This is a genomic window from Actinomadura latina NBRC 106108 (genome assembly GCF_001552195.1).
GTDB classification, from domain to species: domain Bacteria; phylum Actinomycetota; class Actinomycetes; order Streptosporangiales; family Streptosporangiaceae; genus Spirillospora; species Spirillospora latina.
On the sequence record NZ_BCQS01000042.1, the window covers coordinates 1 to 22,410 of the forward strand.

Genomic DNA, 22,410 nt, shown 5'->3' on the forward strand with positions numbered 1-22,410 from the left:
AATGTCAGTCGAACGCATGGGACGGCCTCACGAGGTCGATGGGATGACGGCGCACACCGCCGAGCCGGGCCGGGCACGACTGCTCGTCCCCCAGCTCGGCGCGGCTAGCTCGCCGTCCCACCTCGTGAATGACCATCGCACCCAAGCTACCTCGGCACCCGGCATGGCGGCACACGAATTTCCGGTCGCCCCGCACGGCCCGCCGTCCTACGGTGGCGGCATGTACGTCTACGTCGGGCCAGCCGAGTTGCTCGAACAAGCCGAAATGCCGGGCGAACCCGTCAGGTCGCCGGCGGACATGGAGGGCCGTCCGCAGGACGAACCGTTCACCTATGTCGTCACCCTCGACGGCACGCTGCGCATAGCGCCACGTCGCAGCGAACACGTGGCCTGCGCCGGTCGAGAAAATGTTCTGGCCGCGGGTGAAATCACCTTCCAAGGTGCGGTGGCCACCGAGGTCAGCAACCAGTCCACCGGCTACTGCCCGGGCGAAGAATCCTGGCCCGCGGTCGCCGATGCGCTCGACCGTGCCGGAATACGGAGGCCGGACGGCTTCACGGCCACCTTCGTCTTCCGTCACTGTTCCGAATGCGCGGAACTCAACGTTGTGAAAGACGAGTACTACGTCTGCGTCTTCTGCGACGCCGATCTTATGACGGCGTCTTAACGGGCTCTTCCGCGCTGGCGCGGGCGTCGTAGCCGGCGCGTGCGGTGTCGATCTCTTCCAGGTGGCTCTCCGCCCATCTGACGAGGGTGTTCGCCGCGTCCATCAGGGTCGCGCCCATGGGGGTGAGGGAGTACTCCACCCGCGGCGGCACGACCGGGTACACGGTCCGCGTGACGATGCCGTCGCGTTCCAGGCCGCGCAGCGTGACGGTGAGCATCCGCTGGCTGATGCCGTCGATCTCTCGCCTCAGTTCGGTGAACCGTTTGGTGCGCTCGCCGAGCAGCGAGATCACCAGCAGCGACCACTTGTCGCCGACCCGGTCGAGGATCTCGCGGGCCCGGCACCCCGCCGGGGTGTACTCCATGGTTATCTCCAGGTGACCGGGGCAGAAAAAAGTGCCTTCTTGTGCTGACCACGTGGGTCTCCGCACGATGGAGGCGGTTACCGATCGGAACCGCCTTACCATTCATAACCCAAGGAGACACCATGACGGCCGAGCTTGTCGAGGTCCCCGGTTACGTCGCCGGGACCTGGACCATCGACCCCCTCCACTCCAACATCGGCTTCACGGTCCGGCACCTGATGGTCAGCAAGGTCCGCGGCCGGTTCGGGACGTTCGAGGGTACGGTCGTGACCGGCGACGACCCCCTCGACTCGTCCGTGACCGCGACCATCGATCTCGCCTCGATCGACACGGGCATCGACAAGCGCGACGAGCACGTCAGGTCCGCCGACTTCCTGGACGCCGCGAAGTACCCCACGATGACCTACCGGTCCACCGGCGTGCGCCGCGACGGCGACGACTACGTCTTGGACGGCGACCTGACGCTGCGGGGCCTGACCAGGCCCGTCCCGCTGAAGCTGGAGATCGGCGGGTTCGGTCCCGACCCGTTCCGGGAGGACGACCCGTTCAAGGGCGCCCGCGCCGGGTTCACCGCGACGGGCGAGCTCAGCCGGCTGGAGTTCGGGGTCGGCGACACCGCCAAGATCCCGGGCGGCGGCGGACTCGGGCTGGGAGAGAAGATCCAGATCATCCTGGAGATCGAGGCGGTCCTCCGCACCGAGTGATCCCCGCGGCGGGGCTGCGCGGGTCAGCGGTCCCCGAGCAGCCGGGGGAGCGCCTCCAGCGTCGTGACGCGCGGGACGGTCAGCTCCTCCGGGGCGGGGTCGCCGGAGCGGTCGAGCCAGATGCCCGCCAGCCCCGCCGCCGCGGCGCCCTGCGCGTCGGTGACGAGGCGGTCGCCGACATAGACGGCCTCGTCCGGGGGGACGCCGAGGCCCGCACAGGCCGTCCGGAAGATCCCGGCGTCCGGCTTGGCGGACCCCGCCTCGCTGGACGCCACGACGTACGGCAGGACGTCCGCCAGGCCGATCGCGTCGATCTTCCTGCGCTGCTGCTCGGCGTCCCCGTTGGTGATCACCCCGAGCCGCGGGCCGCGCGCCGCCAGGACGTCCAGGACGCGCGGCACCTCCGGGAACGGACGCCACGCCGCCTCGTACAGCGCCACATATCCGGCGAGCCACGCATCGGCGCGGGCGTCGTCCCAGTCGCCGAGCCCCAGCTCCCGGGCGAGCGCGACGATCCGGACGCGGCGCTGGGCGATGAAGCTGAGTTCGCCCGCCAGATACCGGTCGACCGCCGAATCGCTGAGTTGCGCCCAGCGCGGGACGAGCCACGCCGGGTCCGCGTCCGGGAACGAGCGGACGATCGCCTCGCCCGCCGCGCCCTCGTGGTCGAGGAGCGTCCCGTCCAGGTCGAACAGCACCGCCGTGGTCATCACGCGAGCCGGTGCGCTTCGGCGAGGACGCGAGCCGACTCGACGACGGCCGCGCGGCGGCGCGCGAGGGCGGCACCGTCGTCGTCCTCGTCCAGGATCAGCCGCCGCAACTGGGGGACGGCGAAGTTCCACGCGATGAGGCCGAAGACGGTGAACATGAGGTCCTGCACGTCGCGCGAGCTGTGGCCGGTGTCCGTGAAGCGGTCGGTCTTCTGCCGGAACGCGTCGCGGCGCTCGTCCTCGCCCTGCACCTCGCCTCGCGTCTCCAGGGCCTCCCAGAGCAGGAGCCGGATCAGCTCGGGATGCTCCTGATACCAGTCGAACAGCCGGCCCACGCACTCCGACAGCCGGGCGGGATCGATGTCGGTCGCGCCCCCGATCTCGTCCATCTTGGCGCGCACCACGGCGCCGAACAGCTTCTCCTTGCTCCCGAAGTACAGGTAGATGGCCTGCTTGTTGGCCCGCGCCTCGGTGGCGATGCGCTCGATCCGGGCGCCCGCGAGCCCGCGCGCGGCGAACTCGGCGGCGGCGGCCTCGAAGATCCGCCGGCGGGTCGCCTCGGCGTCGTAGCTCATACCGAAATTAAACCATCCGGTTGACTTCGGCTCGGCCGGAGGTCATTCTAAAACAACCAGATGGTTTATTTGGGAGAGTCCATGGCCACGACCGCAGCACCCGTCCCCGTCCGTTCACCGCTCCCGCGGAGCCTCGCCGGCCGGACGGCGGTGATCCTCGGCGGCAGTTCCGGCATCGGCCTGGCCGCCGCCGAACTGCTCGCCTCGTTCGGCGCGCGGATCCTGCTCGTGGGCCGCGACAAGGAGCGGCTGGACGCCGCCGTGACCCGCGTGAACGCCGCCGCCGCCCGCCCGAACACGGCCGGCGCCCCCTCCGGCACGTCCGACATGGCGGGGATACCTGCCGAGGTGCACGGGATGTCCGCCGATGTCGCCGACGACGACGCGCTGGAGGAGGTCTTCGAACGCGCCGGCACCGTCGACCACGTCCTGCTGACGGCCGGTCGTCCCTCCGATGCCGGCCCTGTCAGCGGGCTCACCCGGGAGACCGCCCGGGTGGCCGTAGGGGAGCCGGTGGGGTCCGTCCTCACCGTCGCGCGAGCGGCCGTCCCGCGCATGCGCCCGGGCGGATCGATCACCCTGGCCTCGGGCATCCTCGTGGCGCGCCCGCGACCCGGCATGTCCGCGCTGGTCGCGGCGGCCGGCGCCGTCGAGACGCTCGCCCGCGCGCTGGCCGTCGAGCTGGCGCCGGCCCGCCTGCGGGTCAACGCGATCCGGTTCGGCGCCATGGACACGCCCCTGCTGCGCGCCCTCTACGGAGTCGGCGGAGCCGCGGGTGACGCGGCGATGGCCGAGGCGGGCGGCGGCATGCCGCTCGGCCGGTTCGGGACGGCCGAGGAGGCCGCCTCCGCCGCGCTGTTCCTGATGGCCAACCCGTACATGAGCGGCGAGGTCCTCACGGTGGACGGCGGCCAGTCCCTCGCCTGAACCAGCCTGAAGCCGAGAAGGCAAGGAAAGCCGAGAAGAAAAGGGGCGGGCCCCTGACCGGCGTCCGTTGGGTCAGGGGCCCGATGTCTCGGCCGTCTGAGGGGCTGGGAGTACCCCTTCTGCGAACAGCTCGGCCGAGACGGCTCTGCGATCGGGTCAGCCGAGTCCGCCGCGCATGGCGCCGACCAGCTCGCCGTTCGCGGTGTCACCGCTGAGCTCCCAGAAGAAGGCGCCGCCCAGGCCCTGGCCCTTGGCGTACGTCATCTTCCCGCTGATGGTGGACGGGGTGTCGTAGCTCCACCACTCGCTGCCGCACTTGGCGTAGGCGGTGCCGGCGACGGTGCCGGTGGCGGGGCACTTGCCCTTGAGGACCTTGTAGTCCTCGATGCCGGCCTCGTAGGTGCCGGGCGCGGCGCCGGTGGCGGTGCCGCCGGGCTCGGACTGGGTGACGCCCGTCCAGCCGCGCCCGTAGAAGCCGATGCCGAGCAGCAGCTTGGACGCCGGGACGCCCTTGGCCTTCAGCTTGGCGATGGCGTCGGCGGAGTTGAACCCGGCCTGCGGGATGCCCGGGTAGGACGTGAGCGGCGAGTGCGGCGCGGTCGGCCCCTGGGCGGCCCAGGCGCCGAAGAAGTCGTACGTCATCGGGTTGTACCAGTCGGCGTACTGGGCGGCGCCCGCGTAGTCGGTCGCGTCGATCTTGCCGCCGTCGGACGCGTCGGCGGTGATCGCGGCCGTCACGAGGTTGCCGGAGCCGAACTTGGCCCGCAGCGCGGACATCAGCTTCTTGAACGCGTCCGGCCCGCTGGTGTCGCAGGACAGGCCGCAGGCGTTCGGGTACTCCCAGTCGATGTCGATGCCGTCGAACACGTCCGCCCAGCGCGGGTCCTCGACGAGGTTGTAGCAGGACTCGGCGAACGCGGCCGGGTTCTGCGCGGCCTGCCCGAAGCCGCCGGACCAGGTCCAGCCGCCGAACGACCACAGCACCTTCAGGTTCGGGTGCAGCTTCTTCAGCTTGCGGAGCTGGTTGAAGTTGCCGCGCAGCGGCTGGTCCCAGGTGTCGGCGACGCCGTCGACGCTCTGGTCGGCGGTGTAGGCCATGTCGTAGTCGGCGTAGGAGTCGCCGATGGCGCACTTGCCGCCGGTGACGTTGCCGAACGCGTAGTTGATGTGGGTCATCTTGGCGGCGGAGCCGCTCGTCTCGACGTTCTTGACGTGGTAGTTCCGCCCGTAGACGCCCCACTCGGTGAAGTAGCCGACGACCTTGTCGCCGCCACCGCCGCCGGGGTCGCCGCCGCCGTCCGCGTCGGTGGTGACCGACACGGAGGCCGACGCCGGGGAGGTGTTCCCGGCGGCGTCGCGCGCCTTGACGGTGAAGGTGTAGGCGGTCTTGGCCGACAGCCCGTCGACGGTGGCGGTGGTGCCGGTCACCGAGGCCGCCTTGCCGCCGCCGTTGTAGACGTCGTAGCCGGTGACGCCGACGTTGTCGGTTGAAGCGTTCCAGGCCAGCGACACGCTCGTGGCGGTCTTGCCGGTGGACCGGAGGCCGGACGGCGCCGCGGGGGCCTGCGTGTCGCCCCCGGGGCTGCCGGAGCCGTCGCAGGACGCGCCGTTGATCGTGCAGTTCGTGAACCACCCGGAGCCGCTGCCGCCGAACCCGAAGCCGACGCTCGCGCCGGCCGCGATCGTCCCGTTCCAGCCGGCGTTGGTGAACGTGTAGTGGTTCCCGGAGACGGTCTTCGTCGCGTCCCACACGTTCCCGACGGACGTCCCGGACGGCATGTCCGCTTCGAGCTTCCAGCCGTTGACGGCCGCGCCGGTTCCGTTGGTGATGGTGCAGCTGCCGTCGAAGCCGGTGCCCCAGTCGGACCCCTTCTTGCAGGTCGCGGTGACCGTCCCCGCCGACGACGCCGGGGGCGCCGTCAGGAGGGCGGTGGCCACCGCCAGTGTCGCTGTGCCGGCGAGCGCGATGGCCCGCCGTCCGCCCGGTCTTGACATGATTCTCCGTTCGTTCGGCCCCCGAGCAAACAGGAATCCCCGCTCAATTCTTAGTAAAGTTTCCTAAGAATTGGGAGGATCGTAACCGGGTCGAACGGCACGTTCAAGGGCTTCCGGCAAGCTCGCGAGCAGCGGCAGAGTGGTCTAAGCGACTGCCTGCACCCATACGGTCACCACCGGGCGGAAAGTTCAGCCCGTGCCGAACCAGCCGGGCATGTCGAGGCGCCACAGGTCGGCGGGGGTCATCCGGCGAAGATCGTCCTCCAGGGCGCGGACGCGGCCGGCGCCCAGCGCGGCGACCCAGTCGCCCCGGATCCGCTCGAAGATCTCCGCCGACCGGACGAGCGAGTCCACTCCGCGCTCGGTCAGCCGGACGATCTTGCGCCGGGCGTCCCGCGGGTCGGCGGCGCGCTCGACGTACCCGGCCCGCTCCAGCGACTCGACCATCTTCCCCGCGGCCTGCTTGGACACCCCGAGCCGGTGGCCGAGCTCCACGGCCGTCGTCCCGTCCGGGCCGATGGCCTGGAAGACGAACCCGTGCATCGGGCGCAGCCCGGGGTGCCCCTCGCGCGCCAGCTCGGCGTGCAGCTCGTCGATGATCACGCGGAAGGCCAGGAAGAGCCGCAGCGGCAGCTCGAAACCGGGTGCGTCGCTTGACATAAAAGACAACCTCATTGACTATATGGACAACCATGTTGTCTAAACCTAGGGGATCGGGGCTCATGACGCTCATCCGCAACGCCGACAGCCGCCGCACCGGCACGCCGAACGGCACGATGACCACGTTCGCCACGCCCGCCCAGGGCGGCACCGAGGGCATCGCCGTCTGGCGCGTCGACATGCTGCCCGGCAAGACCGGCCCGCTGCACGCGTTCGACACCGAGCAGGTGTGGACGTTCCTGGACGGCGCCGCGACCGTCGACCTGGACGGACGCAGGCTGGAGGCGGCGCCCGGCGACACCGTCGTCCTCCCGGCCGACGCACCCCGCCAGATGACGGCCGGCGGCACCGGGTTCACCGCCGTCGTCGCCGCCCACGCCGGGTGCCTCGTGTACGACCCCGACGAGATGGTGGACGAGAGCAGGTGCGAGATCGCACCGCAGGGCAGCGAGCGGCTCGTCCCGCCCTGGGCGAAGTGACCAAGGATGCCCGGGAAGTGACCAGGACGTCCGGGAAGTGAGCCGGGATGCCCGGGTAAGTGAGACTCAGGCGCCCAGATAGGCGAGGACGGCCAGCACCCGCCGGTTGTCGTCCTCCGACGGCGGCAGCCCGAGCTTGCCGAAGATGTTGTTGGTGTGCTTGCTGATCGCCTTCTCGGTGACGAACAGCTGCCCGGCGATCGCCGCGTTCGAGCGGCCCTCCGCCATCAGCCCGAGCACCTCGCGCTCGCGGGGGGTCAGCCGCTGCAGCGGCTCCTCGCGGGCGTGCCGGGTGAGCAGCTGCGACACCACGTCCGGGTCGAGGGCGGTGCCGCCGTCCGCGACCCGGCGCACCGCCTCCACGAAGACCTTCACGTCCGACACGCGGTCCTTCAGCAGGTAGCCGATGCCGCCCCGGCTGTCGGACAGCAGCTCCCGCGCGTACAGCTGCTCCACGTGCTGCGACAGCACCAGCACCGGCAGGCCCGGGATCTCCTTGCGGGCCTCCAGCGCGGCCTTCAGCCCCTCGTCGGTGAACGTCGGCGGGAGCCGGACGTCCACCACGGCGACGTCGGGACGGTGCGCGGTGAGGGCCCGCAGCAGCGACGGCCCGTTGTCCACCGCCTCGACGACCTCGAAGCCGAACGCGCCGAGCAGGCGGATCAGCCCGTCCCGGAGGAGGGCGAGATCTTCGGCGATGACAACGCGCACGGCAGCTCCATGGTCACGACGGTCGGCCCGCCGGGCGGGCTCGTCACCGCCATCGTCCCGTCGAAGGCCGCCAGCCTGCGCTCGATGCCGCGCATCCCGCCGCCCGCGCCGGGGTCGGCTCCGCCCGTCCCGTCGTCACCGACGATCATAAGCAGCCGGCCGCCGGAGTGCTCGATCTGGATCCAGGCCCGCCGCGCGCCGGAGTGCTTGACGACGTTGGCGAACATCTCCGCGACCGCGAAGTACGCCGCCGACTCGACCGGGGCCTCCGCGCGTCCCGGCAGGTCGATGCGGACGTCCACGGGCAGCGGCAGGGTCAGCGCCAGGGCGCGCACGGCGCCGTCGAGCCCGCGCTCGGCCAGCACCGGCGGGTGGATGCCGCGCACCAGGTCGCGCAGCTCCGTCAGCGCCGTCCCGCTGGCCTCGCGCGCCTCGGCGAGGAGCTGCCGCGCGGTCTCGGGGTCGTGCTTCATCATCTCCTCGGCGAGCCCGATGTTCATGCTGAGCGCGACCAGCCGGGCCTGGGCGCCGTCGTGCAGGTCGCGCTCGATGCGGCGCAGCTCCGCCGCCGACGCGTCCACCGTCTCCGACCGGGTCTCCGTGAGCCGCTGCACGCGCTCCTCCAGCGCGCGCCTGGTCGGTGAGAGCAGCGACTGGCCGAACAGGGCGTGCGCCTTCAGGAACACCCCGCCCAGCGGGACCGAGACCACCGTGAGCGCGGCGGCGAGGACGATCGTGCCCGCGACCCCGGCCGCGCCGTAGTCGGAGATCATCCAGAAGGGGCCCCAGCCGTAGTCGGTCAGCAGCGCCACCCACCACGCCACGAGCACGCCCTCCAGCCCGTAGACGGTCAGGCCCGCCGCCAGCACCCCGAGGACGAGCGCGACCGGCACGTTCAGCAGCGACCACAGCAGGTCGCGCCACGTCGCCGGGTCGCCCAGCACCCACTTCAGGCGCCCGATCGGACCGGTCGCACCGGCCGGTTCCGGCCGGTAGGGCACCGGGATCCGCACGCCGCTCCAGTCCGCCGCCAGGGTCCGCTGCAGGTTCGCCACCGCCCGGATCGCGAGCAGCACCGCCGGCGCCAGCACCACCCCGGCGCCCAGCGGGATGAAGGCGATCGACAGCACGGCCAGGATGAACAGCGGCAGGTTCACCGCGTAGGCGAGGACGATCTGGGCCGTCCCCCGGAGGACGTTGGCGAACGCCGCCCGGGCGAGCGCGCCCGTCCGGCGGGTGAAACGCCTGCCGTCGTCCATCCGTCCTCCCAGGGTTTCCGGCGGGCGGCCCGCCGCGGTGGCGCCCGGTGCGACCATTGTGTCGCCAGACGCCCGGCCGCTCAGTGGGGCTATGTCCCGGATCCGGGCGGATCATGGGGGAGTTAGCTCTACCCTCTGCGGAAGTGCGGGGCGGCCGGTCCCTCGACCGGCCCCATTCGAGCGGTGACAAGACAACCGGCCGAGTTCCCTGGACAATGCACAGGCGATATCCAGGGGAGAAAGCGAATCCAAGCTGTGACAGCGACCACCAGCCAGACGTCCGCCGGCCAGACCGCGCCGTCCACGCCGCCCATCACGCAGCGCATCGCCGACGAGATCGGCGTCCGCGAGGGGCAGGTGCGGGTCGCGGTGGACCTGCTCGACGGCGGGGCGACCGTCCCGTTCATCGCCCGCTACCGCAAGGAGGCGACCGGAACGCTCGACGACGCGCAGCTCCGCGCGCTGGAGGAGCGCCTGCGCTACCTGCGCGAGCTGGACGAGCGGCGCGCCGCGATCCTGGAGTCGGTCGAGTCGCAGGGCAAGCTCACCGACGAGCTGCGCGCCCAGATCGTGACGGCCGACTCCAAGGCCCGGCTGGAGGACATCTACCTCCCGTACAAGCCGAAGCGGCGCACCAAGGCGCAGATCGCCCGCGAAGCCGGCCTCGAACCGCTCGCCGAGCTGCTGCTGGGCGACCCGTCCCGGGACCCGCAGGCCGAGGCCGCCGCCTACGTCGACGCCGAGAAGGGCGTCGCGGACCAGGCCGCCGCGCTGGAGGGCGCCCGCTCCATCCTCGTCGAGCGGTTCGCCGAGGACGCCGACCTCATCGGGTCGCTGCGCGAGCGCATGTGGAACCAGGGCCGGATGGTCTCCCGGGTCCGGGACGGCAAGCAGGAGAGCGGCGCCAAGTTCTCCGACTACTTCGAGTTCGCCGAGCCGTTCGCGAAGCTGCCCTCGCACCGCATCCTCGCGCTGTTCCGGGGCGAGAAGGAAGAGGTCCTCGACCTCGACCTGGAACCCGAGGAGGCCGACGACTCCGCGGTCCGCAGCTCGTACGAGGCGGAGATCGCGCGCCGGTTCCAGATCGCCGACCAGGGGCGTCCGGCCGACAAGTGGCTGTCGGACGCGGTCCGGTGGGCCTGGCGCACCCGGATCCTCGTCCACCTCGGCATCGACCTGCGCACCCGGCTGCGGCAGGAGGCCGAGGACGAGGCGGTCCGCGTGTTCGCCGCCAACCTGCGCGACCTGCTGCTCGCCGCGCCCGCCGGGACCCGCGCGACGATGGGCCTCGACCCGGGCCTGCGCACGGGCGTCAAGGTCGCCGTCGTGGACGCCACCGGCAAGGTCGTCGCGACCGACACGATCTACCCGCACGAGCCGCGCCGGAAGTGGGACGAGTCGATCGAGACGCTCGCCCGGCTCGCCCGCGAGCACAAGGTCGACCTCGTCTCGATCGGCAACGGCACCGCGTCCCGGGAGACCGACAAGCTCGCCGCCGACCTGATCGCCCGGTACCCCGACCTCGGGCTCACCAAGATCATGGTGTCGGAGGCGGGCGCGTCGGTGTACTCGGCGTCGGAGTACGCCGGGCGGGAACTGCCCGGCATGGACGTCTCGCTGCGCGGCGCCGTGTCGATCGCCCGCCGCCTGCAGGACCCGCTCGCCGAGCTGGTCAAGATCGACCCCAAGTCGATCGGCGTCGGCCAGTACCAGCACGACGTCTCCGAGGTGAAGCTGTCCCGCTCCCTGGACGCCGTCGTCGAGGACTGCGTGAACGCCGTCGGCGTGGACGTCAACACCGCGTCCGCGCCGCTGCTGACCCGCGTGTCCGGCATCGGCGAGGGCCTCGCGGAGAACATCGTCGCGCACCGCGACGCCAACGGCCCGTTCCGCAGCCGCACCGGGCTGAAGGACGTCCCGCGGCTCGGCCCGAAGGCGTTCGAGCAGTGCGCGGGCTTCCTGCGCATCCCCGGCGGCGACGACCCGCTGGACGCCTCCAGCGTGCACCCCGAGTCCTACCCGGTCGTCCGCCGGATCCTGGACGCCGCCGGCAACGACATCAAGGGCGTCGTCGGCAACACGGCCGTGCTGCGCTCGCTGGAGCCGGAGCGGTTCGTCGACGACACGTTCGGGCTGCCGACCGTCACCGACATCCTCGCCGAGCTGGAGAAGCCGGGCCGCGACCCGCGCCCGGCGTTCAAGACCGCCACGTTCAAGGAGGGTGTCGACAAGCTAGGCGACCTCGAACCCGGGATGCTCCTGGAGGGCGTCGTCACCAACGTCGCCGCGTTCGGCGCGTTCGTGGACGTCGGCGTCCACCAGGACGGGCTCGTCCACATCTCCGCCATGTCGGACAAGTTCGTCGAGGACCCGCGCGACGTCGCCAAGCCCGGTGACATCGTCCGCGTGAAGGTGCTGGACGTCGACCTGCAGCGCAAGCGCATCTCGCTCACCCTCCGCCTGGACGACGAGCCCGGCGGTGGCAAGCAGGGGGCCGGTAAGCAGGGCGGCGGCCGGCGCGGTGAGCAGAGCCGCGGCGGCCAGAGCCCGGCTGGTCAGAACCGCGGTGGCCAGGCCCGCGGCGGGCAGAACCGCGGCGGACAGGACCGCGGGCAGAACCAGCGCGGCGGGCGCGGCGGCGGCCAGCCCCGCGGCGGTCAGGGAGGCAGTGGTCAGGGAGGCAGTGGCGCCATGGCCGACGCCCTCCGCCGCGCTGGCCTCGACAAGGGCCTTCCCGGCAAGGACCGCAAGGGCCGCTGAGACACAGAAGGCCACTGAGACACAGAAGGCCACTGAGACACAGAAGGCCACTGAGACACAGAAGGCCACTGAGACGCAGAAGGCCACTGAGACGCGGTGATGCCCGGCCTCGCGCGAGGCCGGGCATCACCGCGTCTTGGCCTAATCTCCGAAGCCGCGCCAGCGCCCGTCCGATCCGGTATCGGTCGGGCCCTGCGGACGGACGGGACGGCGCGGCGGCGTGCCCTCCGGGGCGGCGTACCCGTCCGGCCGGTCGTACCCGTCAGGCCGGTCGTAGGGGCCCTGGCCCAGCGGGTCCCGCGCGTACGGGGACGGCTGCGGCGGCACCGGCGCGCCGTAGACCTGGCCGAGTTGCGGCCCGCCCAGCGCGGGTCCGCCGATCGCCGTCCCGCCGAACGGGTCGTGCGCGGCGTACGCGTCGTCCTCGCGGGACGCCTCCGGCGACTCCTCCTCGACCGGCCGGTGCCGGGGGAACTGCAGGACGGCGACCGCGCCCAGCGCCAGCGCGCCGAGCCGCATCGCCGAGTGCGCCGCGTCCCGCGGCCACGGCTCCCCGTACATGAACGAGCCCATGGTCAGCAGGTACGACTTGGCGGCCACCGTCATGACCGTCGCCACGATCGACACCCGGCAGCGCTGGAACGCCATCACCATGATCCCGAACCCGATGGCCGCCGCCACCACGGTCAGGTAGGGCCACGGCGTCGCGAGGATCCACAGGCTGGAGGCGTTCGGGTCGTCGCTCCACCCCTTGATCGCCAGCTCGGCGGTGCCGACCGGGAAGCCGGCGCCGAGCCCGTAGGCGATGCCGGTGACCGGGCGCGCGTGCCGGCCGTCCGGCCGGTAGTCGCCGAGGACGAGGATCAGCAGCGGCACCACGATCGCCGGGGCGACCACGACCGCGATCTTCCACAGCGGCGCCTCCGCCGAGCCGATCGGCTCGTCCCCGCTCAGCGAGGCGGTCAGCAGCAGGATCGCGGCGCCGATCAGCACCAGGCTCAGCCACTCGCGCGGGGTGAGCCGCTCGCCGAAGAACACCAGCGCGATCAGCAGCAGCGGCACCATGCCGGACATGAAGATCGGCACGGCCTGCGACAGCGGCAGGTTCCGCAGCGCCATGATCTGCAGGCTGAGGCCGCCGAGCACGATCCCGAGTGCGATCAGGAAGACCCAGTCGCTGACGATCACCCAGACCATGTGGAGGAGGCGGTTGCCCCGGACAGGGGGCATCCGGTCCGCCGCCAGCTTGAAGACGGCGAACCCGAGGTAGTAGAGACCGGTCGCACTGAAGGCCGCGGCTATCCCGTTCATCCCGGACGAGTATGGGCCTTCCGGGCACTTATGTCACTGCCCGTGCGGCAACGTTGACGCGGATTTCGACGGTCTTGTGAGCGTCCGATGTCCGCAGCCGGGGCCGCGACCCCATAGACTTGACCGCGCGAAGGCGCGGAGCCGTATTTCGGCGTGCCCGCGCCCCTCGAGTTGAGCACGCGTCGAACGCCGCGGCCGAGACAGCGCCCGATCAAGGAGACCTACCCCAGTGAAGACCGATGTCGAGGAGCTGACCCCCACGCGGGTCAAGCTCACCGTCGAGGTTCCGTTCGACGAGCTCAAGCCGAACCTCGACAAGGCGTACAAGGAGATCTCGCAGCAGGTGCGGATCAAGGGCTTCCGGCCCGGCAAGGTCCCCGCCCCGCTGATCGACAAGTACGTCGGCCGGGGTGCGGTGCTGCAGGAGGCCGTCAACGACGCGCTGCCCGAGCTGTACGGCCGTGCCGTCGAGGAGTCCGAGATCTTCGTGCTCGGGCAGCCCGACGTCGAGGTGACCGAGCTGGACGACGGCACCCAGTTCGCGTTCACCGCCGAGGTCGACATCCGGCCGAAGTTCGACGTGCCCGAGTACGACGGCCTGGAGGTCGTCGTGGAGGACGCCGAGGTCACCGACGAGCAGGTCGAGGAGACCATCGGGAACCTGCGCGAGCGGTTCGCGTCCCTCACCAACGCCGAGCGGGCCGCCGAGGAGGGCGACTTCGCCACCATCGACCTCGTCGCGAAGATCGACGGCGCGGAGATCGAGGACGCCTCCACCGCCGGCTACTCCTACGAGGTCGGCAGCAACTCGGCCATCGAGGGCCTGGACGACGCGCTCACCGGCCTCGCCGCCGGCGAGGACGCGACGTTCACCGGCGCCCTGGTCGGCGGCGAGCGCGCCGGCGAGGAGGCCGAGATCACCGTCACGGTGCAGAGCGTCAAGGTCAAGAACCTGCCCGACCTGGACGACGAGTTCGCCCAGCTCGCCAGCGAGTTCGACACCATCGACGAGCTGCGCGAGGACGTCCGCACGCGGCTCGGCCGGCAGGTGCGGATGCAGCAGCTGTCCGAGGCGCGCGACAAGGCCCTTGAGGCGCTGCTGGAGAAGGTCGAGATCCCCCTCCCCGAGAAGGTCGTGGAAGAGGAGATCAGCCGCCGCAACCAGCAGCTGGAGCAGCAGCTCCAGATGGCGGGCATGACCAAGGAGGACTACCTCGAGGAAGAGGAGAAGTCCGCCGAGGAGTTCGACACCGAGGTCGCCGACGCGGCCCGGCTCGCGGTCAAGGGCGGGTTCGTCCTCGACCAGCTCGCCGTCCAGGAGGAGCTGGGCGTCGAGAACGAGGAGCTCAGCGAGTACGTCGTCACCCAGGCCATGCAGATGGGTGTGCAGCCGCAGCAGCTCGCCGAGTACCTCACGCAGAACAACCAGCTTCCGGCGATCGTCTCGGAGGTGCTGCGCAGCAAGGCGCTGAACCTCGTCGTCGAGCACGTCACCATCAAGGACGAGTCGGGCAACGAGATCGACGTCGAGGCCGTCCGGCGCGAGCTGAACGGCGAGACGGGCGAGACCGTCGACGCCGAGGACGCCGAGGCCGCGGGCGGCACCGAGGACGCCGCCGAGACCGCCGAGACCGAGGAGACCCCCGCGCAGACGGCTGAGGCCGCCGCTGAGGAGTCCCCGGCCGCCGAGGCGAAGGACGAGACGGACACGAAGGACAAGGACGCCTAAGCGTTCTCAAGCGCTCCACCGCGCGCCCCGCACCCGGACACCGGATGCGGGGCGTCCTGCTCTGCGGGGCGCGCAGGGCGTATGAGCTGGGCGAGCCGGGGGATGACGGGGACGACCCCGCACGAGTGTCCCGTTGGTGAAGATCGTCCGGAACGCGGGCGGGGTCCGGCGCCGCGCGGGTACGCCCCTGGCGAAAAGGCGGCCCCCTGGGCTTAAGCGGGTCCGGTGGCGCGTTAATGTCCAATCATCCGAACCGATTAAAGGACCGGAGGAACACCCGGTGAGCATGCCTCCGACTTTCGACGAGTCGTCGCGGATCCAGGCGCGGGTGGCCGAGGCGCCCCTGCTGCCTCTGGGCGACCAGCTGTTCCAGCGGCTGCTGCGCGAGCGCATCGTCTTCCTCGGCCAGCAGGTCGACGACGACATCGCCAACCGCATCTGCGCCGAGCTCCTGCTGCTGTCGGCCGAGGACGGCCGCCGCGACATCACGCTCTACATCAACTCGCCAGGTGGCTCCGTCACCGCCGGCATGGCGATCTACGACATCATGCAGTACGTCCCGAACGACATCGTCACGGTGGGCATGGGCCTCGCCGCGTCGATGGGCCAGTTCCTGCTGTGCGCGGGCACCCGGGGCAAGCGCTACGCCCTGCCGCACGCGCGCATCATGATGCACCAGCCGTCGGGCGGCATCGGCGGCACGGCCTCCGACATCAAGATCCAGGCCGAGCAGATGCTCTACGTGAAGAAGACGCTCGCCGAGAAGATCGCCGAGCACACCGGCCAGGCGCTCGACCAGATCGAGCGCGACTCCGACCGCGACCGGTGGTTCACCGCCGACGAGGCCAAGGACTACGGGTTCGTCGACCACGTGGTGCTCAGCGCCACCCAGGTGCCCTCCGAGGGCACCGTCTCCTGACGGTGGACAGATGACCGCAGCGAGCGCCAGCGAGCGAGGATCGTCTGCCCACCCCGCGGGGGTCTGGGGGGCGTCCCCCAGAGGACACTGACACTTAATCGGAGGCACGCACATGAGCGACCTGTACCGTCCAGGCTTCGCCGATATCGTCCGGCCGGGCGCCGGTCCGATGCCGGTCGACAACCGCTACATCATTCCGTCGTTCGTCGAGCGCACCACGTACGGGGTCAAGGAGATGAACCCGTACAACAAGCTGTTCGAGGAGCGCATCATCTTCCTCGGCGTGCAGATCGACGACGCGTCCGCCAACGACGTGATGGCCCAGCTGATCACGCTGGAGTCCATCGACCCGGACCGCGACATCAGCATCTACATCAACTCGCCCGGCGGCTCGTTCACCGCCATGACGGCGATCTACGACACGATGCAGTTCGTCAAGCCCGAGATCCAGACGGTCTGCATCGGCCAGGCCGCCTCGGCCGCCGCCGTGCTGCTCGCGGCCGGGACGCCGGGCAAGCGGGCCGCGCTGCCCAACTCGCGGATACTGATCCACCAGCCCGCGACCGAGGGCACCTACGGCCAGTCCAGCGACATCGAGATCCAGGCGCGCGAGATCATGCGGATCCGCGAGCTGCTGGAGAGCATCCTGGCCGAGCACAGCGGCCGGAGCATCGACGAGGTGCGCCACGACATCGAGCGCGACAAGATCCTCACCGCGGACGAGGCGAAGGCCTACGGCCTCATCGACGACGTCTTCGCCAGCAGGAAGCGGAAAGCAGAGGTAGTGTCGTCCTGAGACGGCACAAGGACGCGGGAGGTCCCCGAGCCTGGACGCCACACTTCCGGGCGAGGGGCTTTCCAAGTCCGTTGGAGGCGGTAACGTCGAGTCCAACGTCGAAAGCCTTCGGGACGCAACAGAGCTGCGCCGCATCCTCCAAGGCGGGCGGCCCCACGAAAAGGAGACAGTTGGGTGGCACGCATCGGCGACGGTGGTGATCTGCTCAAGTGCTCGTTCTGCGGGAAGAGCCAGAAGCAGGTCAAGAAGCTCATCGCGGGTCCGGGCGTGTACATCTGCGACGAGTGCATCGATCTCTGCAACGAGATCATCGAGGAGGAGCTCTCCGAGACCTCCGACCTCAAGTGGGACAACCTGCCCAAGCCGCGGGAGATCTACGAGTTCCTCGACTCCTACGTCATCGGGCAGGACACGGCGAAGAAGGCACTGTCCGTCGCCGTCTACAACCACTACAAGCGGATCCAGTCGGGCGACGCCGGCCGGGACGACCCGGTCGAGATCGGCAAGTCGAACATCTTGCTGCTCGGCCCCACCGGATCCGGTAAGACGCTGCTCGCGCAGACGCTCGCCAAACTCCTCAACGTCCCGTTCGCCATCGCGGACGCCACGGCGCTGACGGAGGCCGGATACGTCGGGGAGGACGTCGAGAACATCCTCCTCAAACTGATTCAGGCGGCCGACTACGACGTCAAGAAGGCCGAGACCGGGATCATCTACATCGACGAGGTCGACAAGGTCGCCCGCAAGAGCGAGAACCCCTCGATCACCCGGGACGTCTCGGGCGAGGGCGTCCAGCAGGCCCTGCTGAAGATCCTGGAGGGCACCACCGCGAGCGTCCCGCCGCAGGGCGGCCGCAAGCACCCCCACCAGGAGTTCATCCAGATCGACACCACGAACGTGCTGTTCATCTGCGGCGGCGCGTTCGCCGGGCTCGAGAAGATCGTCGAGTCCCGGGTCGGCAAGCAGGGCATGGGCTTCGGCGCGCAGATCCGCTCGAAGACCTCCTTCGAGGAGTCCTCCGCCATGCTCGGCGACGTGATGCCCGAGGACCTGCTGAAGTTCGGGATGATCCCGGAGTTCATCGGCCGGCTCCCGGTGATCACGTCCGTGCACAACCTGGACCGCGAGGCCCTCATCAACATCCTCACCGAGCCGAAGAACGCGCTGGTACGCCAGTACCACCGCCTCTTCGAACTCGACGGGGTCGACCTGGAGTTCACCGACGACGCCCTGGAGGCGATCGCCGACCAGGCCATCCTGCGCGGCACCGGCGCCCGCGGCCTGCGCGCCATCATGGAGGAGGTCCTCCTCTCCGTGATGTACGAGGTCCCGAGCCGCCAGGACGTCGCCCGCGTCGTCATCACCCGCGAGGCCGTCCTGGAACACGTCAACCCGACCCTCGTCCCGCGGGACCGCCCCAAGCGGGAACCACGCGAGAAGAGCGCGTAGAACGAGAAGCCCCGGCCATCGCGGCCGGGGCTTCTTGCTCTGGGGTCAGCGGGGGGTGGATTCGCCGAGGCCGGCCTCGCGGGCCACGACGATGGCCTGGGCACGGTCGGCGACGTGCAGCTTCATGAAGATGTTCGAGACGTGGTTGCGGACGGTCTTCTGGCTGAGGAAGAGCGTGCCGGCGATCTCGGCGTTGCTGCGGCCCTGCGCGATCAGTTCGAGGACCTCCCGTTCCCGCTCGGTCAGCTCGGGGAACGCGGCCTGCCGCGGGTCGGGCATGTCGGTGAAATAGGTGAGGACGCGGCGGGCGATCTCCGGGCCGTAGATGGCCTCGCCGGCCGCGACCGCGCGGACGGCGCGGGCGATCTCCTCGGCGCCGGACTCCTTCAGCAGGTAGCCGCGGGCGCCGGCGCGCATCGCCGCGAAGACGGAGTCGTCGTCGCGGAACATCGTCAGCACCAGCACGCCGATGCGCGGGCTCGTGCGGGTGATGGTGCGCGTCGCCTCGATACCGTTGCCGCCCGGCATGTGCAGGTCCATGACGACGACGTCCGGCTGCAGCTCGGCGGCCAGCCGCACCGCGTCCGGCCCGTTCTCGGCCTCGCCGACGACCTCGACGCCCAGCGCCTGCAGGAGACCCTTCAGGCCCTGCCGGAACACCGGGTGGTCGTCGGTGATGAGCACCCGGATGGTCTCCGTCATCTACGCCCGCCTTCTTCCGACCGAAGGACGATGATATCCGGCGGCGGTCTCGGGGGTGCCGAGCGGGAGCCGGACGGCGACGAGGGTGCCGCCGCCGTTCCGGGACGTGATCACGCAGCTGCCGCCGACCTCGGCCGCCCACTCCTTCATCGCGGCGATCCCGCGGCGGGTCTGCGGACGGCCGCCGTTGCGCGCGGCGTCCGGCAGGCCGGGCCCGCTGTCGGCGACCACCAGGTGCAGCTCGGTGTCCCGCTTCAGCCGGACGGACGCGCAGCTCGCCGGGGCGTGCAGCCGGACGTTCGTGAGCGCCTCCTGCGCGATCCGGTAGGCGGCCACCTCCACCGCCGCGGGCAGCCCCGAGGGCTCGCCGTCGAACCGGATGTCGACCCGCTCGCAGCAGCCGTCCGCGAACGACTCGATGGCGGCGACGAGGCCGAGGTCGTCCAGCGCGGGCGGCCGCAGCCCGTGCGCCAGGTCCCGGATCTCGCCGACGGTGCTCGCCAGCCGGTTGCGGACCTCGGCGAGCAGCGGATCGGTCCGCTCCGGCTCGCAGGCGAGCGTGATGCGGGCCGCGTCCAGCGACATGGCGAGGCTGGCGAGGGTCGGCCCGAGCCCGTCGTGCAGGTCGTGCCGGAGCCGCCGCCGCTCCTCCTCGCGGCTCGCGAGGATCCGCTCCCTGGAGCGTTGCAGGTCGGCGGTGAGCCGGCGGAGGTGAGGGATGGTCGCGGCACGTGCCGCCACGGCCCCCGCGGTGAACGCGCCGGCCAGCACGGCGGCGCGTGCCAGTACCGCTCGCATCCCGTCCCTCTCTCTCCGCCCCGGTGTCGCCGACCTTCCGGACCACCACCTTTTCGGGCGGGGCGACCCGGTGTCAGGTGACCTGTGTCCCGATCGTGACGGGAAAACGCTCTCAGCCGAGCGGGCGAGGGTGCGTCAGTCCTCCACGTCCTTGCGGATGTTCTTGACGGTGTCGGACATGGCCCCGGGGCGGCCCACCCCCGCGGCCCCCGTAGAATCTTCAGCCGTGACACAGCCTGGCAATGAGCGCGGCCACGGGGCCGCCGCGGACGTCGACCTGCCCACCCAGTACCGACCGGCGGATGTAGAGGGCCGGCTCTACGAGCGGTGGGTATCGGCGGGGCTGTTCACCGCCGATCCCGGGCGCGCGCCGGAGCGTCCCGCGTACTCGATCGTGATCCCGCCGCCGAACGTCACCGGTTCGCTGCACATGGGGCACGCCCTCGACCACTCCATCCAGGACACCCTCGTCCGGCGCCGCCGCATGCAGGGCTACGAGACCGCGTGGATCCCGGGCATGGACCATGCGGGCATCGCCACCCAGAACGTCGTGGAGCGCGAGCTGGCCAAGCAGGGCCGCTCCCGGCACGACCTCGGGCGCGAGGCGTTCGTCGAGCGGGTCTGGCAGTGGAAGGCGGAGTCCGGCGGCCGGATCCTCGGCCAGATGCGCCGCCTCGGCGACAGCGTCGACTGGACGCGCGAGGCGTTCACGATGGACGACGACCGCGCCCGCGCCGTCCGGACGATCTTCAAGCGGCTGTTCGACGACGGCCTGATCTACCGCGCCGAGCGCATCATCAACTGGTGCCCGCGCTGCCTGACGGCCCTGTCCGACATCGAGGTCGAGCACGAGGAGGTCGACGGCGAGCTGGTCTCGATCCGGTACGGCTCCGGCGAGGACGAGCTGGTCGTCGCGACCACCCGGGCCGAGACGATGCTCGGCGACACGGCCGTGGCCGTCCACCCCGGCGACGACCGCTACGGGCACATGGTCGGACGGGAGATCGAGCTCCCGCTGACCGGCCGCCGCATCCCCGTCGTCGCCGACGAGCACGTCGACCCGGAGTTCGGCACGGGCGCGGTCAAGGTGACCCCGGCGCACGACCCGAACGACTTCGAGATCGGCCGCCGGCACGACCTGCCGTCGGTGTCGGTGATGGACGAGCGCGGCGTCGTCACCGCGTCCGGCCCGTTCGAGGGCCTCGACCGGTTCGAGGCGCGCCCGGCGGTCGTGGCCGCGCTGCGCGAGCAGGGCCGGATCGTCGCGGAGGTCCGCCCCTACAAGCATTCGGTCGGGCACTGCCAGCGCTGCTCCACGGTCGTCGAGCCGCGCGTGTCGCTGCAGTGGTTCGTGAAGGTGGAGTCGCTGGCGCGGGCCGCGGGCGACGCCGTCCGCGACGGCCGTGTGAAGATCCACCCGCCGGAGATGGCGTCGCGCTACTTCGAGTGGGTCGACAACATGCACGACTGGTGCATCAGCCGGCAGCTGTGGTGGGGGCACCGCATCCCGGTCTGGTACGGGCCGGACGGGAACGTCGTCTGCCCGGGGCCGGACGAGGAGCCGCCCGCCGGCTGGACGCAGGACACCGACGTCCTCGACACCTGGTTCTCCTCCGCGCTGTGGCCGTTCTCCACGCTCGGCTGGCCTGACAAGACGCCCGAGCTGGAGCGGTTCTATCCGACGTCGGTGCTGGTGACCGGCTACGACATCCTGTTCTTCTGGGTCGCCCGGATGATGATGTTCGGCCTGTACGCGATGGACGGCGTCCAGCCGTTCGACACCATCGCCCTGCACGGGATGGTCCGCGACCAGTACGGCAAGAAGATGTCCAAGTCGTTCGGGAACGTCATCGACCCGCTCGACTGGGTCGACGCCTACGGCGCGGACGCGACCCGCTTCACGCTGCTGCGCGGCGCGAACCCGGGCGGCGACGTCCCGGTCGCCGAGCAGTGGGCGCAGGGGTCGCGCAACTTCTGCAACAAGCTGTGGAACGCGACCCGGTTCGCGCTCATCAACGGGGCGCACGTCCGCGGCGACATGCCCGCCGAGGTGACGACCGTGGACGCGTGGATCCTGTCGCGCCTCCAGTCCGTCATCGCCGAGGTCGACGAGCACCTGGAGGGCTACGACTTCGCGAAGGCGTGCGAGGCGCTCTACCACTTCGCGTGGGACGAGGTCTGCGACTGGTACGTGGAGCTGGCCAAGGTCCAGCTCGCGGACGAGCGGGCCGAGGCGACGCGACGCGTCCTGGGCGAGGTCCTCGACAAGCTGCTGCGGCTGCTGCACCCGGTGATCCCGTTCGTCACCGAGGAGCTGTGGACGTCCCTCACCGGGGGAGAGACGGTCCTCACCGCGCCGTGGCCGGCCGCCGAGCCCGCCCGCGCCGACCGGGACGCCGAGGCCCTCATCGAGTCGCTGCAGCGGCTCGTCACCGAGGTCCGCCGGTTCCGCGCCGACCAGGGCCTCAAGCCCGGCCAGAAGGTCGCGGCGGCGCTGGAGTGGGGCGGCTCGCCGCTCGCCGCGCACGAGGAGGGCGTCCGCGCGCTGCTGCGCCTCACCCCGCCCGGGGACGGGTTCTCCGCCACCGCGTCGCTGCCCGTCGAGGACGTCGCGGTGCGGCTCGACACCGCCGGCGCGATCGACGTCGCCGCCGAGCGCAAGCGGCTGGAGAAGGACCTGGCCGCCGCCCGCAAGGAGGTCGACCAGGCGCGCCGCAAGCTCGGCAACGAGGCGTTCATGGCGAAGGCCCCCGAGGCGGTCGTCGCGAAGAACCGCGACCGGCTCGCCCAGGCGGAGGCCGACATCAGCCGGCTGGAGTCGCAGCTGACCGCGCTGCCGGCGGGCTGACGCGGGCCGGACCGGTGACGGGTCGGACTCGGCACCGTGAACCGTCG

20 protein-coding genes are annotated in these 22,410 nt (G+C 71.1%); 10 read left to right on the plus strand and 10 right to left on the minus strand.

Going from position 1 to position 22,410, the window contains the following annotated elements; all coding sequences use genetic code 11:
• Positions 1 to 667: hypothetical protein (locus AL2_RS33640; RefSeq protein ID WP_245667107.1), on the plus strand; the 667-nt coding region annotated here is incomplete at its 5' end.
• On the opposite strand, the gene AL2_RS33645 is transcribed toward AL2_RS33640, so the two are convergent.
• Positions 651 to 1,031 carry a winged helix-turn-helix transcriptional regulator gene (locus tag AL2_RS33645; RefSeq protein WP_067640928.1) on the minus strand — a complete coding sequence of 127 codons (381 nt, stop codon included), beginning with the start codon at positions 1,029 to 1,031 and terminating at the stop codon, positions 651 to 653. The genes AL2_RS33640 and AL2_RS33645 overlap by 17 nt on opposite strands.
• A gap of 122 nt (positions 1,032 to 1,153) precedes the next feature.
• Here AL2_RS33645 and AL2_RS33650 point away from each other — a divergent pair, with 122 nt between their 5' ends.
• Positions 1,154 to 1,735, plus strand: a complete 582-nt coding sequence (locus AL2_RS33650) for a YceI family protein (protein WP_067640930.1) — start codon at positions 1,154 to 1,156, stop codon at positions 1,733 to 1,735.
• A gap of 23 nt (positions 1,736 to 1,758) precedes the next feature.
• Here the strand turns inward: AL2_RS33650 and AL2_RS33655 are convergent, their stop codons facing one another.
• Both AL2_RS33655 and AL2_RS33660 read right to left on the minus strand, forming a co-directional pair.
• Positions 1,759 to 2,445: an HAD family hydrolase gene (locus tag AL2_RS33655; RefSeq protein WP_067640932.1), complete on the minus strand. Its 687-nt coding sequence runs from the start codon at positions 2,443 to 2,445 to the stop codon at positions 1,759 to 1,761.
• A complete protein-coding gene (locus tag AL2_RS33660; RefSeq protein ID WP_067640934.1) occupies positions 2,445 to 3,020 on the minus strand; it encodes a TetR/AcrR family transcriptional regulator in 576 nt (191 codons plus the stop codon). Before AL2_RS33660 ends, AL2_RS33655 begins: the two co-directional genes overlap by 1 nt.
• An 81-nt stretch (positions 3,021 to 3,101) precedes the next feature.
• On the opposite strand from AL2_RS33660, the gene AL2_RS33665 reads away from it, so the two are divergent.
• The gene (locus tag AL2_RS33665) at positions 3,102 to 3,947 is read left to right on the plus strand and encodes an SDR family NAD(P)-dependent oxidoreductase (protein ID WP_067640936.1); all 846 of its coding nucleotides are present in this window, start codon (positions 3,102 to 3,104) and stop codon (positions 3,945 to 3,947) included.
• A gap of 156 nt (positions 3,948 to 4,103) precedes the next feature.
• Here AL2_RS33665 and AL2_RS33670 read toward each other — a convergent pair whose 3' ends face one another.
• Together AL2_RS33670 and AL2_RS33675 are read right to left on the minus strand one after the other, a co-directional pair.
• Complete coding sequence (locus AL2_RS33670; RefSeq protein WP_083947176.1) at positions 4,104 to 5,942, minus strand: glycosyl hydrolase family 18 protein; 1,839 nt, start codon at positions 5,940 to 5,942, stop codon at positions 4,104 to 4,106.
• 189 nt (positions 5,943 to 6,131) lie between these two features.
• Complete coding sequence (locus tag AL2_RS33675; protein WP_067640938.1) at positions 6,132 to 6,602, minus strand: MarR family winged helix-turn-helix transcriptional regulator; 471 nt, start codon at positions 6,600 to 6,602, stop codon at positions 6,132 to 6,134.
• A gap of 62 nt (positions 6,603 to 6,664) precedes the next feature.
• Between AL2_RS33675 and AL2_RS33680 the strand changes: the two genes are divergently transcribed.
• Positions 6,665 to 7,081: a cupin domain-containing protein gene (locus AL2_RS33680; protein WP_067640940.1), complete on the plus strand. Its 417-nt coding sequence runs from the start codon at positions 6,665 to 6,667 to the stop codon at positions 7,079 to 7,081.
• Between the two features lie 66 nt (positions 7,082 to 7,147).
• On the opposite strand, the gene AL2_RS33685 is transcribed toward AL2_RS33680, so the two are convergent.
• Together AL2_RS33685 and AL2_RS33690 are read right to left on the minus strand one after the other, a co-directional pair.
• Positions 7,148 to 7,792, minus strand: a complete 645-nt coding sequence (locus AL2_RS33685) for a LuxR C-terminal-related transcriptional regulator (protein ID WP_067640942.1) — start codon at positions 7,790 to 7,792, stop codon at positions 7,148 to 7,150.
• Entirely contained in the window at positions 7,744 to 9,051 is a 1,308-nt protein-coding gene (locus AL2_RS33690) for a sensor histidine kinase (protein ID WP_083947177.1), read from the minus strand. The genes AL2_RS33685 and AL2_RS33690 overlap by 49 nt, the downstream gene beginning before the upstream one ends.
• Before the next feature lie 255 nt (positions 9,052 to 9,306).
• Here AL2_RS33690 and AL2_RS33695 point away from each other — a divergent pair, with 255 nt between their 5' ends.
• A complete protein-coding gene (locus AL2_RS33695; RefSeq protein ID WP_067640944.1) occupies positions 9,307 to 11,811 on the plus strand; it encodes a Tex family protein in 2,505 nt (834 codons plus the stop codon).
• 141 nt (positions 11,812 to 11,952) lie between these two features.
• Here AL2_RS33695 and AL2_RS33700 read toward each other — a convergent pair whose 3' ends face one another.
• Positions 11,953 to 13,122 (minus strand): DMT family transporter, encoded by a 1,170-nt coding sequence (locus AL2_RS33700; protein ID WP_067640946.1) that lies wholly within the window; start codon positions 13,120 to 13,122, stop codon positions 11,953 to 11,955.
• A 229-nt stretch (positions 13,123 to 13,351) separates the two neighbouring features.
• Between AL2_RS33700 and tig the strand changes: the two genes are divergently transcribed.
• The 4 genes from tig (at position 13,352) to clpX (ending at position 18,015) form a co-directional block, all read left to right on the plus strand.
• Complete coding sequence (gene tig, locus AL2_RS33705) at positions 13,352 to 14,851, plus strand: trigger factor (RefSeq protein ID WP_067640948.1); 1,500 nt, start codon at positions 13,352 to 13,354, stop codon at positions 14,849 to 14,851.
• Between the two features lie 286 nt (positions 14,852 to 15,137).
• Positions 15,138 to 15,770, plus strand: a complete 633-nt coding sequence (locus AL2_RS33710; protein WP_067641026.1) for a ClpP family protease — start codon at positions 15,138 to 15,140, stop codon at positions 15,768 to 15,770.
• 112 nt (positions 15,771 to 15,882) lie between these two features.
• Positions 15,883 to 16,566 (plus strand): ATP-dependent Clp protease proteolytic subunit, encoded by a 684-nt coding sequence (locus AL2_RS33715; RefSeq protein WP_067640950.1) that lies wholly within the window; start codon positions 15,883 to 15,885, stop codon positions 16,564 to 16,566.
• A gap of 174 nt (positions 16,567 to 16,740) precedes the next feature.
• On the plus strand, positions 16,741 to 18,015 hold the full coding sequence (gene clpX / locus AL2_RS33720) for an ATP-dependent Clp protease ATP-binding subunit ClpX (protein ID WP_067640953.1): 1,275 nt from the start codon (positions 16,741 to 16,743) through the stop codon (positions 18,013 to 18,015).
• A gap of 45 nt (positions 18,016 to 18,060) precedes the next feature.
• On the opposite strand, the gene AL2_RS33725 is transcribed toward clpX, so the two are convergent.
• Together AL2_RS33725 and AL2_RS33730 are read right to left on the minus strand one after the other, a co-directional pair.
• Positions 18,061 to 18,717: a response regulator transcription factor gene (locus tag AL2_RS33725; protein ID WP_067640955.1), complete on the minus strand. Its 657-nt coding sequence runs from the start codon at positions 18,715 to 18,717 to the stop codon at positions 18,061 to 18,063.
• Complete coding sequence (locus AL2_RS33730; RefSeq protein ID WP_083947178.1) at positions 18,718 to 19,515, minus strand: sensor histidine kinase; 798 nt, start codon at positions 19,513 to 19,515, stop codon at positions 18,718 to 18,720. It abuts the gene before it with no gap.
• A gap of 178 nt (positions 19,516 to 19,693) precedes the next feature.
• Between AL2_RS33730 and AL2_RS33735 the strand changes: the two genes are divergently transcribed.
• Complete coding sequence (locus tag AL2_RS33735; RefSeq protein ID WP_083947182.1) at positions 19,694 to 22,363, plus strand: valine--tRNA ligase; 2,670 nt, start codon at positions 19,694 to 19,696, stop codon at positions 22,361 to 22,363.
• Positions 22,364 to 22,410 lie beyond the last annotated feature (47 nt).